Origin of the sequence: Mesorhizobium sp. M1088 (genome assembly GCF_040318575.1) — a bacterium.
In the GTDB taxonomy this organism is placed as follows: Bacteria; Pseudomonadota; Alphaproteobacteria; order Rhizobiales; family Rhizobiaceae; genus Mesorhizobium.
In genome coordinates this window covers 35,786-50,621 of sequence record NZ_JAMYMO010000018.1, presented here as the reverse complement: position 1 = coordinate 50,621, position 14,836 = coordinate 35,786, and the positions used below count along the sequence as shown (strand labels likewise).

16 protein-coding genes and 1 tRNA gene are annotated in these 14,836 nt (G+C 61.5%); 6 read left to right on the top strand and 11 right to left on the bottom strand.

The window, feature by feature from the left end:
- Nucleotides 1-3: 3 nt before the first annotated feature.
- Complete coding sequence (pstC, locus tag NKH49_RS20470) at nt 4-993, bottom strand: phosphate ABC transporter permease subunit PstC (protein ID WP_352634128.1); 990 nt, start codon at nt 991-993, stop codon at nt 4-6.
- 59 nt (nt 994-1,052) lie between these two features.
- On the bottom strand, nt 1,053-2,114 hold the full coding sequence (pstS, locus tag NKH49_RS20465) for a phosphate ABC transporter substrate-binding protein PstS (protein WP_352613516.1): 1,062 nt from the start codon (nt 2,112-2,114) through the stop codon (nt 1,053-1,055).
- Between the two features lie 654 nt (nt 2,115-2,768).
- Here pstS and NKH49_RS20460 point away from each other — a divergent pair.
- Nucleotides 2,769-3,122 (top strand): hypothetical protein, encoded by a 354-nt coding sequence (locus NKH49_RS20460; RefSeq protein ID WP_352613514.1) that lies wholly within the window; start codon nt 2,769-2,771, stop codon nt 3,120-3,122.
- Nucleotides 3,123-3,205: 83 nt separating this feature from the next.
- Here the strand turns inward: NKH49_RS20460 and NKH49_RS20455 are convergent, their stop codons facing one another.
- The gene (locus tag NKH49_RS20455) at nt 3,206-4,177 is read right to left on the bottom strand and encodes a DUF2865 domain-containing protein (protein WP_352613512.1); all 972 of its coding nucleotides are present in this window, start codon (nt 4,175-4,177) and stop codon (nt 3,206-3,208) included.
- Nucleotides 4,178-4,511: 334 nt separating this feature from the next.
- Between NKH49_RS20455 and NKH49_RS20450 the strand changes: the two genes are divergently transcribed.
- The gene (locus NKH49_RS20450) at nt 4,512-4,721 is read left to right on the top strand and encodes a hypothetical protein (RefSeq protein WP_352613510.1); all 210 of its coding nucleotides are present in this window, start codon (nt 4,512-4,514) and stop codon (nt 4,719-4,721) included.
- 129 nt (nt 4,722-4,850) lie between these two features.
- On the opposite strand, the gene tolA is transcribed toward NKH49_RS20450, so the two are convergent.
- The 4 genes from tolA to NKH49_RS20430 all read right to left on the bottom strand — a co-directional run bounded on the left by tolA (nt 4,851) and on the right by NKH49_RS20430 (nt 7,957).
- Nucleotides 4,851-5,255: a cell envelope integrity protein TolA gene (gene tolA, locus NKH49_RS20445; protein ID WP_352613508.1), complete on the bottom strand. Its 405-nt coding sequence runs from the start codon at nt 5,253-5,255 to the stop codon at nt 4,851-4,853.
- Between the two features lie 364 nt (nt 5,256-5,619).
- Nucleotides 5,620-6,486 (bottom strand): glutathione S-transferase family protein, encoded by an 867-nt coding sequence (locus NKH49_RS20440; RefSeq protein ID WP_352613506.1) that lies wholly within the window; start codon nt 6,484-6,486, stop codon nt 5,620-5,622.
- A 27-nt stretch (nt 6,487-6,513) separates the two neighbouring features.
- On the bottom strand, nt 6,514-7,095 hold the full coding sequence (locus NKH49_RS20435) for a VOC family protein (RefSeq protein ID WP_352927509.1): 582 nt from the start codon (nt 7,093-7,095) through the stop codon (nt 6,514-6,516).
- Between the two features lie 421 nt (nt 7,096-7,516).
- The gene (locus tag NKH49_RS20430; protein WP_008873905.1) at nt 7,517-7,957 is read right to left on the bottom strand and encodes an SRPBCC family protein; all 441 of its coding nucleotides are present in this window, start codon (nt 7,955-7,957) and stop codon (nt 7,517-7,519) included.
- Between the two features lie 115 nt (nt 7,958-8,072).
- Between NKH49_RS20430 and NKH49_RS20425 the strand changes: the two genes are divergently transcribed.
- Nucleotides 8,073-9,140, top strand: a complete 1,068-nt coding sequence (locus NKH49_RS20425; protein ID WP_352927506.1) for an adenylate/guanylate cyclase domain-containing protein — start codon at nt 8,073-8,075, stop codon at nt 9,138-9,140.
- A 511-nt stretch (nt 9,141-9,651) separates the two neighbouring features.
- On the opposite strand, the gene NKH49_RS20420 is transcribed toward NKH49_RS20425, so the two are convergent.
- From NKH49_RS20420 to NKH49_RS20410, 3 genes are all read right to left on the bottom strand, one after another.
- A tRNA-Glu gene (locus tag NKH49_RS20420) sits at nt 9,652-9,726 on the bottom strand.
- 90 nt (nt 9,727-9,816) lie between these two features.
- Nucleotides 9,817-10,224 carry a VOC family protein gene (locus NKH49_RS20415; protein ID WP_352613502.1) on the bottom strand — a complete coding sequence of 136 codons (408 nt, stop codon included), beginning with the start codon at nt 10,222-10,224 and terminating at the stop codon, nt 9,817-9,819.
- A complete protein-coding gene (locus tag NKH49_RS20410) occupies nt 10,221-10,604 on the bottom strand; it encodes a fimbrial protein (RefSeq protein WP_352540246.1) in 384 nt (127 codons plus the stop codon). Before NKH49_RS20410 ends, NKH49_RS20415 begins: the two co-directional genes overlap by 4 nt.
- Before the next feature lie 26 nt (nt 10,605-10,630).
- On the opposite strand from NKH49_RS20410, the gene NKH49_RS20405 reads away from it, so the two are divergent.
- The 3 genes from NKH49_RS20405 to NKH49_RS20395 all read left to right on the top strand — a co-directional run bounded on the left by NKH49_RS20405 (nt 10,631) and on the right by NKH49_RS20395 (nt 13,718).
- Nucleotides 10,631-11,671, top strand: coding sequence for an RluA family pseudouridine synthase (locus NKH49_RS20405; protein ID WP_352927504.1), 1,041 nt, complete (start codon nt 10,631-10,633; stop codon nt 11,669-11,671).
- A gap of 187 nt (nt 11,672-11,858) precedes the next feature.
- Nucleotides 11,859-12,770 (top strand): RNA polymerase sigma factor RpoH, encoded by a 912-nt coding sequence (gene rpoH, locus NKH49_RS20400; protein ID WP_352613498.1) that lies wholly within the window; start codon nt 11,859-11,861, stop codon nt 12,768-12,770.
- Between the two features lie 435 nt (nt 12,771-13,205).
- Entirely contained in the window at nt 13,206-13,718 is a 513-nt protein-coding gene (locus tag NKH49_RS20395) for a hypothetical protein (protein ID WP_352471143.1), read from the top strand.
- A 182-nt stretch (nt 13,719-13,900) separates the two neighbouring features.
- On the opposite strand, the gene NKH49_RS20390 is transcribed toward NKH49_RS20395, so the two are convergent.
- Entirely contained in the window at nt 13,901-14,773 is an 873-nt protein-coding gene (locus NKH49_RS20390) for an MBL fold metallo-hydrolase (RefSeq protein ID WP_352471144.1), read from the bottom strand.
- Between the last annotated feature and the right edge of the window lie 63 nt (nt 14,774-14,836).

The window sequence follows — 14,836 nt, the reverse complement described above, 5'->3', positions numbered from 1 at the left end:
CGGTCAGGCTCCCGTACGGGCGTCGATCCGCATCAGCATATAGCGGGCGGCGGCGAGGATCAGGAAGGTGATGACGAAGAGGATCAGGCCGAGCGAAACCAGCGAGGAGGTGTAGAGGTCGCCGTCGGCCTCGGTGAATTCATTGGCGATGGTCGCCGAGATCGTCGTGCCCGGCGCGAACAGGGAGGCACTGATGCGATGTGCGTTGCCGATGACGAAAGTCACCGCCATGGTTTCGCCGAGTGCCCGGCCGAGGCCAAGCATGACGCCGCCCATGATACCGATGCGGGTATAGGGAATGACCACGCGCCGGGTCACTTCCCAGGTCGTGCAACCGATGCCATAGGCCGATTCCTTCAGCACCGCCGGCACCGTATCGAAGACGTCCTTGGTGATCGAGGTGATGAAGGGCAGCACCATGATGGCGAGGATCAGCGCCGAGGTCAGAAGGCCGATGCCGTAAGGAGGGCCGGCGAAAAGGCTGGATAGTCCCGGCACGCCGTGGAAGATGTTGATGATGAAGGGCTGTATCGTCGTCTGCAGGAACGGCGCGAACACGAACAGGCCCCAGATGCCGTAGATGATCGAAGGAATGCCGGCCAACAGCTCGACCGCTATGCCGATAGGACGCCTGAGCGGGCGCGGGCAGAGCTCGGTGAGAAAGATTGCAATGCCGATGCCGATCGGAACCGCGATCAGGATGGCAATGGCCGCCGTCACCAGCGTGCCGTAGATCGGCGCCAGTGCGCCAAATTTTTCCGTAACGGGATTCCAGCTCTCAGTCGTCAGGAAAGAAAAACCGAACGACGACAGCGCCTGCCATGAGCCGGCAAACAGCGAGATGGCGACACCGCCGAGGATGACCAGCACAAGGATTGCGGAAGCGCGGGTGAGTCCGCGAAATATGGCATCTGTGAGCGCGAAGCGCCGCACAGTAGCTTCCCTGGCCCGGGCTGCTGCAGATGATGGCATGGCATCGGAAGCGATGGTCATTGGGTCCTCGCGATTAAAGGCAACAGGGAGGGCGCCATCGACGCCCTCCCTGGAGGAGATTACATAGCCGAGTAGAGCGGCTTGCCGTCGTCGCCGACGACTTCCTTGGCCCACATGGCCTTGACGCTCTCAACCACCTTGTCGGGCATCGGAACGTAGTCCAGCTCGCCGGCCATCTCGTCGCCCTTGTCGTATGCCCAGGCGAAGAATTTGAGCGCTTCGCCGGTGGTCGCGGCATCATCCGGCTTCTTGTAGAGCAGGATCCACGTTGCCGCCGTCATCGGCCAGGACTCGGCGCCCGGCTCGTTGGCGAGGATGACGCCATAGCCCGGCTGCGAGCTCCAGTCGGCATTGGCCGCTGCCGCCGAGAACGCCGCCGCGGTGGGCTCGATCTTCTTGCCGTCCTTGTTGATCATATCGGTGTGGATGAGCTTGTTCTGCTTGGCGTAGGCATATTCGACATAACCGATCGCGCCGCCGGTCTGGGAGACATTGTTGGCAACGCCCTCATTGCCCTTGGCGCCGATGCCGACCGGCCATTCCACGGCCTTGTCGACGCCGACCTTTTCTTTCCAGTCCGCGCTGACGTCGCCGAGGTAATAGGTGAAGTTGAACGTCGTGCCCGAACCATCCGAACGGTGAACGACCGCGATCGCCTGCGAAGGCAGTTTGACGTCGGGATTGAGCTTCTTGATCGCCTCGTCATCCCAGCTCGTGATCTTGCCGAGGAAGATGTCGGCCAGCGTCGGGCCGTCGAGAACCAACTCGCCCGGCTTGATGCCCTCGAGATTGACGACGGGAACGATGCCGCCCATCACCATCGGGAACTGAGCCAGTCCGGACGCTTCAAGCTCGTCGCCCTTGAGCGGCGCATCCGAAGCGCCGAAGGTAACGGTCTTGGCCTTGATCTGCTTGATGCCGCCGCCGGAACCGATCGACTGGTAGTTAAGGCCAACGCCGGTGTCTTTCTTGTAGGTGTCGGCCCACTTCGCATAGATCGGGTAGGGGAAGGTGGCGCCGGCGCCGGAGATGTCCGCGGCGAGCGCGGCGGACAGGGTGAGGGTGGTCGTCGCCGCAGCCATTGCAATCGCAACGGCCGCCGAGCGGATGAAATATCTCATGTGGCCTGCTCCTGTTCGGAATATGGTCTCTCGGCGCCATTCCTCCGGCGCCCGCTGAGGCCAATAGCCCCCGATTATTACAGTCGCATGACAGTTTCATGTCGCTCCGGTAACGACGTCCAGCCGGGTTAAGAAGGAGCGGCCGCGGGCTTTTGTCGGCATGGGCCGCGGTTTGCCGCTGGAATCAGCAGCTTGCGTGAATTCCGGCCGGCATCGTCTGCTCGGCGATCGCAGCCACTGGCTTTAAAAGAAAAAAGCCGGACGGGAGCGCGTTGCATGCAGCCAGAACGTGTCATGGCCGCGCCATCGCCGAAACAGGTCCGTTGGGGTAAATCTGACCCTGTTTCTTGCCGGCGGTCGCTGCTCCCGCCCGTAACTGGAGGAGCGGAACTTCGAACATCCCATTGTCGCCACTGAGCGCGGCTTTGGTATGGTGCGATCGCACCATGGCCTTACGCTGGAAGCGTTGACGAATCGCAAGGTTCTAACTCGCGCTGGACCTCCATCCGCGCCCGACCCGGCGCTCGATCTTCGAGCAACGCCTTCCACTGGAAGTGCGACGACTTCTACTTCACGGTATCTACTCCCTTCGCCCTATTCCGCCGGTTGTCGGTTAGGCCGAAGCAGCGTTATAAGCTTGCAGGGGTATTGCTGATGTCTCGACGGATTCTGCCTGTCTTCCTGTGCCTGGCGCTGCCTCTGGGAAGCGGCTGCGCGCGCAGCTATGACGGCACCGTCATCATTCCCAAGCCGCTCGATGTTCGCCGTTTCTGGGACAGGCCTTCGCCGCAGGCCCAAGCCGAACAGTCGCAACTGGAGACCGACGTCTTTCCAGTGGCGCCGCAAACGCCGAAAGGGCCGGCGGTGCGCAGGAGCGCGGCTTCCGTTGCAACGCCTCGGAGGAGGGTCACCAACAACCCGCCCATGCTGTCGCCGGAGCCGAAGAAGCCGCTAACTTGCAAGAATGTCAGCGAGCCCGGCAAACGGGCCCGCATGGTCTGCGAATAACCAGCCGACGTCGGTCGATGCGCACGGCTCCAGGCCTTGAAGCGGCTATCCGGCCAGCCGTCTCGGAACATCGCCCGCCCTGGTCAGTCCGCCGGGAAAAAGGCCGGCCCGACCACTCTCACCGGCCGCGCGCCGATCGCTTTCTCGATCGACTGATGCTGGGCAGTCCCTGGCACCTCGAAAACCGACGTTTTTGCCCCTGCGAGAGCCGCACCGGCAGTTTCGATCCCGGATTCAGGAATTTCCGCGACGACGCCAAGATCCGGCTTTGCGGTCGGCAACGGAATGATGGCGTTGCTCATGTTGGCCGGTGTCACGGTTCGTGCCCTGAGTTCGGCAACGCGCTGGTAATAGCGCTTGACGTCACAGGCCTTGAAGTTCGCGTCGTCGCGGTACCGGAACGCGGCAGGTAGCTCCACATAGGGTTTTCCCGACTCGAGCGCGACCATCTCTTCGGTCTCGCGAGTGGCATCGCCCAGCGTATAGAGGTCGACGCCGGCATCGTCGCAGATGTAGCGGCACTGATCGACCGTTTCCTTCAGATCGTCGTTCTTGGCGAATTGCGACTTTGGCGCGGGGAAGAAATATCCGTCCGACAAGCGAACGCAAAACAGCATCCGATTGCCGCCAATTGTTGTGCCTGCGGACTGGGCCTTGGGTGCCGTGCGTTGCTGCGCCGGCTGTTTCTTGGCAGCGGGGGCGGCGCAGCCCAGCGCGACAAACCTGGCCTTCAGTCCGGACGTGTCCCTGCTCGAATTCGACAGTCTGGCGATCTGCCGTTGCACCTCCGCCTTGCTGCTGACTAGGTCGGCGCAGGGATTGAAGAAGAAGCCGGCGGTTTTCGCCGTGCATCTGCGTTGTCTCTCAAGCTTTTGAATCGCGGCGAGTTGCCGGCGCAGTTGGGCAAGCTCGGGGCTGGTCCCGCCGCTGCGCCCCGCCGAAAGCAATTGGCTCCTGATGGCACCGCAGCTATCCGCATAGGAGAAGGATGTGCCGAGCGCAACGGCTATTGCCGACACCAGCATCAGAATCGTGAGGGGCCAGAAGCGTGTCATTGGAACGACCATTATCCTTGTTGCACCGAGAACAGGATTTCTTTGTCGACTATGGATAAGTACTAGCTAAATCAGTTTTTCCTAATTGAAGTAGATCAAACTGCCACCAGAGACTTTAGCTCTAGTGTATTAGATCCCCTCGTGTAAATTCAATATTACATTTTTATTTCAAGATTGAGACGAAACGGCAGCAACGCCGGCGGACGCCCGCCACGGCGAAGCTTTGATGTGCGCGGCGGGTTCGGCATCGCGATCAATCCGGCGTTACCGGCCGGCCGTTGCTGAAACCTTAGCCCTGGGATCGGCGTTGAGCGGCCAAAGGAGGAGACCGCAAATGTCGATCCACTTCACTGTCGCGGACCTGACCAGGAATCTGTTCCATTCACTTGGGTTGGACCATGAACGCGCACCGAGGCCACTCGACCACGAGCAGAGGCTTTTGCTGGAACTCGCCGGCCAGATACCGGATTCGGCCTGGAGCGACTATGTCTTCGAGATGCCGGAACTGGCGCGACATGTCGAGGCGAGACGAAGGCGACACTAAAGCGCATCGCGGTCGACCGGGCCTCATGCGACGCGTTTAGGTTCTTGTCTAATGCATGTCGTTGTCGCAAAACCGCCGCGCGCGACATGCATTAGGTCCCGAAAAGTGGAATCCGGTTGTCGGAAAAGATCAAGGCGAAGCCTGCACGCGCGTTGCAGGCTGTTTTTGTTTGGGCGAGTTGAATTGCAGAGTGAACACCTTGCCCGGGATGCCTTCAGCCAGCGCCGGTGAAAGGCTCAATGGCAGGCAATGGTCCACGGCCGCAATCGCCGCATCGACAAAAGCCTGCCGTGCCTTCTCGTCGCCGGCCACGCGGATGGCGGTCGGCTTGGGCCGGCCGATCAGCGTGCCATTGCGCCTGAAGCTGAAGCTCAGGGTAACGGTGGAATTCCCGGCATTCGCCGGCGGGGTCCAGCACGCCTGGATGGCAGCCCCGACCTCGGGCATGGTGTTGAGCGTCGCTGCATTCGATTGACCGGCTGCATCCGCCAGTATGGCGCCTGCAATCACCATCATTCCAGCAATGCTTTTCATGACAGGGCCTCTGTCCTTGAACCGCCATCGAGGACGGGACTACTTCGATGGTAGGGCTCACATCGGCGATGGCAAGATGCCGGCAACGCGCTTCATCAGCCATTCAGGCGTCGTGAAGCGCCGTCAGCCGCAAACTTCGGCAGGGCTGCAATAAGCAAAGGCCGGCGAGCAGCCGACCTTTGCTTTCCATCCGCGCCAGTACATCCGTGGTCGCAAGCTGGAGGTGGATACCAGTAGAAAGGGTTTCGGTTAACGAAACCTTAAGCTCCCCACATCGTGCAAACAGGGGAGAGTAAGAAAGAATTACCTCAGATCATTACCGGCTCCCGCAGAACGTGCGGACGATCGCCGGCCTGCATGTGCCTCAGGCGTTGGCCTGCGACCGCACATAGGCGATATAGCCGCGCACGTCGCCGGCCGGCTCAGCATAGGCCTTGCCGAGCTTCTTCTCGATCGCCGCCATATAGTCTTTTGCCCATTGGGGCAGCGCATAGTCGATGACGGCGAGGAATTCGAGCGTCGCCGCCAGGCGGATGTCGGCGATCGACGGGTTCTTGCCGCCGATGAACGGCTTGCCGTTCCTGAAGAAGCTGTGAAACACCTCCAGCGGCTCGGCTATCGCTTCTATAGCGGCCTTCTGGGCTTCCGACTTCTTGTCGGGGTGGGCGTCGCTTTGGCCGACCTCGCCGGCATATTGCGGGAAATTCAGCACAGGATATGTGGCGCGCGCCACATAGGGGTAGAGCGTCCCGATCAGGTAGAACATGGCACTGTCGATCATTGCCCGCTTGGCCGGCGCCTTGGGATATAGTTTCTCCAGCCCGTGCTTGTTGGCGAGGTACTGCATAATGGCGCAGCTTTCCCACAAGACACCTCTCGGCAGGCCCTTGTCCTCGATCATCGGCGTAAGATGGGCCGGGTTTCGCGCCATGTATTCGGGCGAGCGCGTGAGACCCCATACGTCGGTCTCGGAATGATCGAGCCCGGCGGCGCGTGCAAACACTCGAACGCTCATATTGTTGACGCTGGGCTTCAGCATGCTGAGCGAGAGCGCGGGCTTTTTCGCCGGTTTCGCCTTGGCCTTCGGCGCCAGCTTCTTGGCGGAGACCTTGGCCGCCGGCTTTGCCACTTTCGCCGCTGGCTTGGCGGCGGCTTTGGCCGCCGGCTTCGCTCCTGGCCTGGCTGCCTTGGCCGCGGGCTTCGTGGCACTCTTGGTTGCTGTCTTCGCCATTGTATCCTCCCTTTGTTCGGCGTGTCGTCAATATGGATTTTTCGGTGCGCGATCCTCCGACAACGTCGTGCGCGAGCGCTCGACAAGCGCCTGGATCGCATCGGCAAGGTGCATTTCGGCGATGTTGTAGTCGCCGCGCGCGACGCGGATCTTGTGCGCCTGCATCAGCACGTCGGCATGGGTGAAGCCCGCCGGCGGTTCGAAACGGTAGGAGGCGAGTTCGATCAGCAGGCCGAGCGGATCCTCGAAATAGATCGAGTCCATGAAGCCGCGATCCTTGACGCCGCTGTGCTTGATGGCGCGCTCGTCGAGCCGGGCAACCGCCTGCAGAAAGGTGACGCGCGACACCGCGAAAGCGATATGATGGACGCAGCCCGTGTCGGTCGGCGTGCGCCGCTTGACCGGCGTGCGGCTTTCGTCGGTGAAGACGGTGATCAGCCGGCCGTCGCCCGGATCGAAATAGAGATGGCTTTCGCTTGCCTTATCGAGATTGGGCTGCTCGAAGATGAAAGGCATGCCGAGCACGCCCTCCCAGAAATCGATGGAAGTCTGGCGCCCGGCCCCGACCAGCGTGACGTGATGAACGCCTTGCGATTGCAGCTTTTGCATCTGACTCCTCCCGGCCACGCCGTCTTGCCGCCGAACGGAAGTTCGGATGCCCAGTTGCGCTTGGATCGGCGCCCGGCATGTGACCGCGCCCGGCCTCGCTCGCCTGCGCTCCGCATTCCGCATCCTGCAGGAGTGCGGCCGGAGCTTTGATGAACGGATGCTAATTCAATCCGAGGCGTTGCGCCAGAAGCGCTGAGTTTCAAGAACTCCGCGCAGGCGCCAAGAGCGGCACCCGGATCGCGGACGCCTTCGCCGAGCTCGCTGGAACGATCCGTCGCCGGCAGCTGTAATGGTGCGGCGGCCCGCAGGTCGCTGGTTTCCCGAGCGCGGCCGGTTTGGCGACGGCAGGTCAAAAGGGGGCCTCGTTGACGCATGCCGCGCCTGGTTCGGATTACGGGCATCCGCAGCCCTTAGATGAAAATCACATATTCTTCATCGGCACGTCGGGATCGACATGTCCCCCATCGGCAGTGATCTTCAGCCTTGAGAGGTAGTGCTCCCATCCCCTTCGGTGGCTGTCACGCTCCTTTGCGTTCGGCAGTCCGCTATGCGTGAAGCGGATCAGTGTCCCCGCATCCCTCGCGATCAGGTCGATCTCGACATGACTGGAGCCGGGCGGCACGGTCTCGTTGTCTTCCCAGCCAAAACTGTAGGCAAGACGGTGGACCGGGATCACCTCGGTGAACTCACCGCGCGCCATATGGCGACCACCGACATTGACGAGGAACAGACCGCCCGGCGTTGCATCCAAATTCGCTTCGGTCCCGATCCATCGCACGATCTGGTCCGGATCCGTCAAAAGCGCGAACACGGTCGCTTGTGGCGCGGCGACCTCAATCTCTGTGTAAACCGATTCCGCCATCGCTCACTCCAGGTCACATCCGCAGCGAATACCTGCATGATTGAAGCGAATGTGGGGAGTTGCAAGAAGATGTTCGAGGCGTAAGCATAAGCCGGTGCCGAGTGACCTTCTACCCATGCTTCTCGCAAAGTCGCTTTCATTCCTTCTGGACGACGCCGCGCATATTGGCGACGGTGGGCGACTTCTATTGCAGCTCTCAACGCATTTGATGGAAGACGGCTTGCCGATCGTCGCCGGCGCGCTGGCGCAGGATGCTCCCGACCCAATCATTTCACGCCGTATCTGGCTCTGGCGAGCGCCTGGGGGTGAAGTGGTCGAGGCTTTGGGGATAGGCGCCGACCGCCAGAATGCCGATCCCCGGCTCGTGCTGCGGGAGTGGCTTGGCACGACGCGGGCGATCGTGTTCGACGAGCGAGCGGGCGGTGTCGCACCGACTTTGGTGTGGGCGTTCGATCATACTCCGGATGAGGCGCAGTCAGAGCTGCTGCGGCAAATCTCCCGGTTTGCTGCGGCTCCGATGACCGCACTCGCAGAACGGTCCGCGAAACGCGCATTGCTCGAAGCATATTTGGGAAAGCGCAGTGCAGCACATGTGCTCAACGGTCATTCTCGTCGAGTAAAGGGAGAGACGATACGGGCTGCGCTTCTGTGCGCGGACCTTCGAGGTTTCACCGATCTATCCGAGGTTCATGATGCAGACGAGATCGTATTGGTACTTGATGCCTGGTTCGATTGCGTCGCCGGCGCGGTGCATGCATTTGGTGGTGAGGTTCTCAAGTTTATAGGTGATGGCGTCCTCGCGATTTTCCCGATTGGCGAGCGCGATGCAAATGCCGCATGTGACGCTGCGGTACGCGCCGTGAAGGCCACGCGCGCCGGGATAGATCATGTCAACCAAACTCGGCGCCGCAATGGCGGCCCTGAGCTCGGATTTGGCATTGGCCTGCATGTCGGCGAGATACTCTGGGGGAATATCGGCACTGCCGGCAGGTTGGACTTCACCGCGATCGGCAAGGCTGTAAATCTTGTCAGCCGCATCGAAGGGCTGTGCAAGCCGTTGGGACGGACGGTGCTCGCGTCGACAGTGTTCGAGGCAGAAACTACCGAGCCGATGATCGCCATGGGCAGTCATCCGCTCGGAGGAATAGCAGGCGCGCAAACACTTTTCGGCTTGCCGGAATAGATCGAATGGTTGAGCCCGCCGTGGATGTGTCGTTCGCAGCATATCTTGGTATCGTGCGAAGCCATGACTGAGAGAAATTCGAACGGCAAAGAAGCTACGATACTGCAACTGGAGTATGGCGCGTTTAGAGCCCAGCCATGCGCGTCGCGCGCAGCTTCGCTGGCCGGTGCTAAGGGCCTTCCCGGCATCTACCCTTCGAGGGAGAGGCGCCTTCGCCGAGTTCGCCAAAACGATCCGCCGCCGGCAGCTGCAGCTCAGGTCGGCTCCAGGCGGTGCCGACAGGCGTGATGGACGCCTTGCGATTGTAGTTTCTGTATCTGGCTCCTCCCCGCGTGGCATTGACTGCCCTGTTCAGCGCGACGTTCTGCGCGCCGCTAACGCTGTGCCTCAAGACCCACGATGCAATGCTAATGCAATCGGCTCCGCTGCACCAGAAGCGGCAATGAGCCAAATCCGCCGCGACCCGAGGCGATGGATCGGATTGATGGTTTGCCGAGAGCTTGGAGAGACTTGGTACGCCCAAGGGGAATCGAACCCCTGTTCCCGCCGTGAGAGGGCGGTGTCCTGACCGCTAGACGATGGGCGCGTTCAAGAACCGGCGATATAGGCTGACGGCTGGCAAAAAGCAACTAGGCTTAAGGCTGCCGATCGCGCCGGTGAAGTATCCGCTGCAAGCCTAGCGTTTTGGCTCGATCAGGTCCCAGAGATTTCCATAAAGATCGGCGAAAACCGCCACAGTGCCATAGGTCTCGTGCCGGGGCGCCTCACGGAATTCGACGCCCTTTTCGAGCATCAGCGCATGGTCACGGGCAAAATCGTCGGTTTCGAGGAACAAAAAGACCCGGCCGCCGGTCTGGCTGCCGATGGCGTGCCTTTGCGCATCGCCGGATGCCTCGGCGAGAAGCAGGCGCGCACCCTGCCCGTTGCGCGGCGTGATCGTGACCCAGCGTTTGCCGCCGCCGAGATCGACATCTTCGGTGAGGACAAAACCCAGCTGGTCGACATACCACGAGATCGCCTCGTCATAATTTGCGACGACAAGCGCGACCGTGGCAATGCTGCGGTGTTCGGCAAAACCGGTCATTTGTTCCTGATCGAAAAATGGCCAACGATGCGGCGCTCGGTGATGTCATAGACGAAGATGGCGCGGCTGCCGTCGGGCAGCTCTGCGTCGATCGACAGGTGATTGCCGGACAGCGATTGGCTGATCACCCTGGCGCCGACCGGCAGCACGATGTCGCCGTTGACCGTCTCGCCGATCGGCACCTGGATGTCGCTGCTTAGCGGAGGGGCGGCAGGCGGCGCGTTGCGCGCTTTGTAGACAAGTGCCGCGATCACCACCATAAGGGCGAGGAACAGCAGGCCGAGATTGATGGCGACGAAGCGGACGAGCTTCCTCCGCACCTTTTCGACCTCGGGGTCGAGCGGCTTTTCCTCGTCTTCGTCGGCAAGCGGCCGGGCCATGGCAGCAGATTCCGGAACTGTTTTCGATGAGCGCTCATAACGAAGTGGTCAGACAATTAATAGGGGCCGGACCGATCGTCCTGGAGGCGGGCGCTGATGCGGCCGGCCAGCGGCTCGACCAATGGCTGGCGGCCAGGCTCGGCCCCGACATGTCGCGCAGCCGGGTACAGATGCTGATAAAGCAGGGCGCCGTCACGATCGGCGGCAAGCCAGCCAGCGAAACGAAGCGCAAGATGGCGCAAGGTGACAGCGTGTCGGTTGATATGCCGGAGCCGGAACCAGCGGCGCCGCAAGGCGAAGATATTGCGCTGGACGTCCTCTACGAGGACAGCGAGCTGATCGTCATCAACAAGCCGGCCGGGCTGGTCGTGCATCCCGGCGCCGGCAACTGGACCGGCACGCTGGTCAACGCGCTGATCCATCATTGCGGCGACAGCCTGTCTGGCATCGGCGGGGTGAGACGGCCGGGCATCGTCCATCGCCTCGACAAGGAGACCAGCGGCGTCATGGTCGTCGCCAAGACCGATCGCGCCCACAAGGCGTTGTCGGAGGCCTTTGCCGACCACGGCCTGACCGGCGATCTCGAGCGGGCCTATCTGGCGTTGGTCTGGGGCATACCGGCAAGGCCGACCGGGACGGTCGACGCGCCGCTCGGCCGCGCCGCCGACCGGGTACGCCGCGCCGTGGTGCCGCAAGGCCGCGACGATGCCCGCCACGCCGTCACGCATTTCATCGTCGTTGAGCGCTTTGGCGAGCAGCAGCAGGAATTCGCCACGGCGAGCCTGGTCGAATGCCGGCTGGAAACCGGTCGCACTCACCAGATACGCGTCCACATGGCCCATATCGGCCATCCGGTGATTGGCGACCCCGAATACGGTCAGGCTTTCCGCACCAAGGCCAATCGGTTGCCCGAGCCGCTAAGAAGCAAGGTAAAGGCGTTTCCGCGACAAGCTTTGCACGCCCGCCTCCTTGCATTTCGGCATCCCGATACCCATCTAACGATGAGGTTCGAAGCACCGATACCGTGGGACATGGAGGAACTCGTCGACGGCTTCCGCAAGCTCTGAACCAACCACCTGAAAACCTGACCGGCGTTGTTCACTTCAACGTGACACACTGTTTCGTGTTGAACAAATGCCTGTCTTTCTGGTTTTGTTCCTATATATGTCGGTTGGCGCGAATGTGCCTTTGGCATTCGCGCCACATGCCCGCCGCGTTTCGGGGGCATCACTCCAATAGAGAGGGGGCGCTATCATGGCCCAGTCATTACCCAGTATCGTTTCCGGCGAAGGCGGTCTCAGCCGCTACCTGGAAGAAATCCGCCGCTTTCCGATGCTTCAGCCGCAGGAAGAGTACATGCTCGCCAAGCGCTATGCCGAGCATGAGGACACGACGGCTGCGCACAAGCTCGTCACCAGCCACCTTCGGCTCGTCGCCAAGATCGCCATGGGCTATCGCGGTTACGGCCTGCCGATCGGCGAGGTGATCTCGGAAGGCAATGTCGGCCTGATGCAGGCCGTCAAGAAATTCGAACCGGAGCGCGGCTTCCGTCTCGCCACCTATGCGATGTGGTGGATCAAGGCCTCGATCCAGGAATACATCCTGCGCTCGTGGAGCCTGGTCAAGATGGGCACCACCGCCAACCAGAAGCGCCTGTTCTTCAACCTGCGCAAGGTGAAGGGCAAGATCCAGGCGCTCGACGAAGGCGATTTGAAGCCCGATCAGATCACCGAGATTGCCACCCGGCTGAACGTCTCGGAAGCGGAAGTCGTGTCGATGAACCGCCGCCTGTCGGGCGACGCCTCGCTCAATGCGCCCATCCGGGCCAGTGAAGGCGAGGCCGGCGAATGGCAGGACTGGCTGGTCGACGACCACGAAAGCCAGGAAGAGATGCTGATCGAGCAGGACGAGCTGGAAAACCGGCGCGGCATGCTGTCGGGCGCTCTTGCCGTGCTCAACGACCGCGAACGCCGCATCTTCGAGGCGCGCCGCCTCGCCGATGAGCCGTTGACGCTTGAAGAGCTGTCGGCCGAGTTCGATATCAGCCGCGAGCGCGTGCGCCAGATCGAGGTGCGCGCCTTCGAGAAGGTGCAGGACGCGGTCAAGGCCGCAGCCAAGCGCCAGACGCAGGCGCTGCGCACCATCGAGGCGCAGCCGGCGGCGTAAGGCCTTCCGGTAGAAACAAATAACGGCGGCGTCAGGTAACTGGCGCCGCCGTTTTTTTCTAAAGCGCGTCGCGTTCGGGCCGGCCTTGTGCGGCGCGCTTTAGATTCTTGTTTTTATGCATGTCGTTATCGCAAAACCGCTGCACACTTTTGCGCGACATGCATTAGCGGGTTGCCGGTTCCGCGGCGCCTTCGCGGATGTCCGATCCCGTCGCCCTAACTGCTCAGTAGCCTTGCCAGGCGTCCCCAGACGATCTCATTGATAGCGGCATTGTCGCAATTTTCCCCAAGCCCTGAAAACCGCAAGGCTGCAAGCTGTGGCGGCAATGTTGCGGCGCCGACCGCGGCATTCCACAACCCGGCGCTTGCGGCAGGCGGGCGCGACAACGGTCCGTCGGGCAGTTGAGTTCGTCTATTGGAAACGAAAGGCAGTGTGATGATGACGATTTCTCCGTTTCTGGCCGCCCTCGGATCCGACGGTCCGCCAGCCGATCGAGCGAAAGACATGGCCCTGTATGGATGGCTAATTGGAAGCTGGGAGATGGACTCGGTCCACTACCTCGACGACGGCACAATCCAGAAATGGGATGGCGAATGCCATTTTGGCTGGGTGCTCGAAGGCCGCGCGATTCAGGACGTTTGGATCAGGCCCAAGCGCCCTGCTCCGTCCGCGATGTATGGCACAACCTTGCGCATCTTCGACCCTGGGATCGATGGCTGGCATATCATATGGAACGACCCGCTCAACCGGGATCACTCGCGCCAGATCGGGCGGGCCGAGGGTAAGGACATTGTCCAGCTCGGCAATGACTCGCGCGGTCTGCAAACTCGATGGCGTTTCACCGAGATCACTGCCACCAGCTTCCATTGGATCGGCGAGGAAAGATCTTCCGAGAGCGATCCTTGGCAAATCACGTATGAACATTTAGCCCGCCGAACAAAACCCTGACGCTCGACTGGCTGGCGTCTGCGCTGCTCCTCATCCGGCTGCCGCCACCGTCGTCCCGCATAGACCTATCGGATTCAAACATCGCAAAAATCGAATCAGGATCAATAGCTTGGATGACCATCGCGGAACGATGAGGGCGGCGCCGAGTCTGAATGGCATTGTAGTGCCAGCGACCCATCCTCTCACAGGCAATCGAGCGGAAACTTCAGATAGCGCTGCCCGTTGGATTCCGGTTCCGGCAGGCGTCCGCCATTCATATTGACCTGCAGCGCGTGCAGGATCAGCCGCGGCATCGGCAACGTCCTGTCGCGGGCTTGGCGGAGCGCGACGAAGTCGGCTTCCGTCTTGCAGCCGGCAACATGGATGTTGCCGGCTTTCTGCTCCGCGACCGTGCTTTCCCACCGCGCTTCGCGACCGCCCGGCTGGTAGTCGTGACCGACGAACAGACGTGTCTCGTCCGGCAGCGCCAGGATGTCCTCGATCGAACGCCAGAGCCGCTCGGCACTGCCGCCCGGAAAGTCTGTCCTTGCGGTGCCGCTGTCCGGCATGAACAGCGTGTCGTGGATGAAGGCGGCGTCGCCAATGACGTAAGTGATCGAGGCCAGTGTGTGGCCCGGCGAGAACAGCACTCTTGCCGCAATGCCGCCGACCGAAAAAGTTGCGCCGTTGGCGAACAGCCTGTCCCATTGCGAACCGTCGGCGGGGAATTCCGGCCAGTTGTAGATCACCTTCCACAATTTCTGAACGTCGATGACCTTCTCGCCGATTGCCGTCGGCGCTCCGGTTCTCCCCCTCAGATAATGGGCGGCGGAGAAATGATCCGCATGCGGATGCGTGTCGAGGATCCACTCGACCTCCAGCCCGCTTTCCCTGACGAAGTCGAGCAGGGCGTCGGCGTTTTTCGTTGCCGTTGCACCGGACCTTTCGTCGAAGTCGAGCACCGGATCGATGATGGCGCATTTGCGGGTCGCCATGTCGGCGACCACATACTGGACGGACCCGCTCGGCTTGTCATAGAAGCCGGTGACCTGCGACCTGGCCGATAATGCGTCCAATCCAGCCTCCTTCGCCCCTCACCACGGCAGGAAGGATTTTCTCTGCCACGGCAAATTAAAGGC

Bases quoted from the DNA above. Each gene is read 5' to 3' on its own strand.
- pstC (WP_352634128.1), bottom strand. From the start codon at position 993: ATGACCATCGCTTCCGATGCCATGCCATCATCTGCAGCAGCCCGGGCC.
- pstS (WP_352613516.1), bottom strand. From the start codon at position 2,114: ATGAGATATTTCATCCGCTCGGCGGCCGTTGCGATTGCAATGGCTGCG.
- NKH49_RS20460 (WP_352613514.1), top strand. From the start codon at position 2,769: ATGTCTCGACGGATTCTGCCTGTCTTCCTGTGCCTGGCGCTGCCTCTG.
- NKH49_RS20455 (WP_352613512.1), bottom strand. From the start codon at position 4,177: ATGACACGCTTCTGGCCCCTCACGATTCTGATGCTGGTGTCGGCAATA.
- NKH49_RS20450 (WP_352613510.1), top strand. From the start codon at position 4,512: ATGTCGATCCACTTCACTGTCGCGGACCTGACCAGGAATCTGTTCCAT.
- tolA (WP_352613508.1), bottom strand. From the start codon at position 5,255: ATGAAAAGCATTGCTGGAATGATGGTGATTGCAGGCGCCATACTGGCG.
- NKH49_RS20440 (WP_352613506.1), bottom strand. From the start codon at position 6,486: ATGGCGAAGACAGCAACCAAGAGTGCCACGAAGCCCGCGGCCAAGGCA.
- NKH49_RS20435 (WP_352927509.1), bottom strand. From the start codon at position 7,095: ATGCAAAAGCTGCAATCGCAAGGCGTTCATCACGTCACGCTGGTCGGG.
- NKH49_RS20430 (WP_008873905.1), bottom strand. From the start codon at position 7,957: ATGGCGGAATCGGTTTACACAGAGATTGAGGTCGCCGCGCCACAAGCG.
- NKH49_RS20425 (WP_352927506.1), top strand. From the start codon at position 8,073: ATGCTTCTCGCAAAGTCGCTTTCATTCCTTCTGGACGACGCCGCGCAT.
- NKH49_RS20415 (WP_352613502.1), bottom strand. From the start codon at position 10,224: ATGACCGGTTTTGCCGAACACCGCAGCATTGCCACGGTCGCGCTTGTC.
- NKH49_RS20410 (WP_352540246.1), bottom strand. From the start codon at position 10,604: ATGGCCCGGCCGCTTGCCGACGAAGACGAGGAAAAGCCGCTCGACCCC.
- NKH49_RS20405 (WP_352927504.1), top strand. From the start codon at position 10,631: ATGAGCGCTCATAACGAAGTGGTCAGACAATTAATAGGGGCCGGACCG.
- rpoH (WP_352613498.1), top strand. From the start codon at position 11,859: ATGGCCCAGTCATTACCCAGTATCGTTTCCGGCGAAGGCGGTCTCAGC.
- NKH49_RS20395 (WP_352471143.1), top strand. From the start codon at position 13,206: ATGATGACGATTTCTCCGTTTCTGGCCGCCCTCGGATCCGACGGTCCG.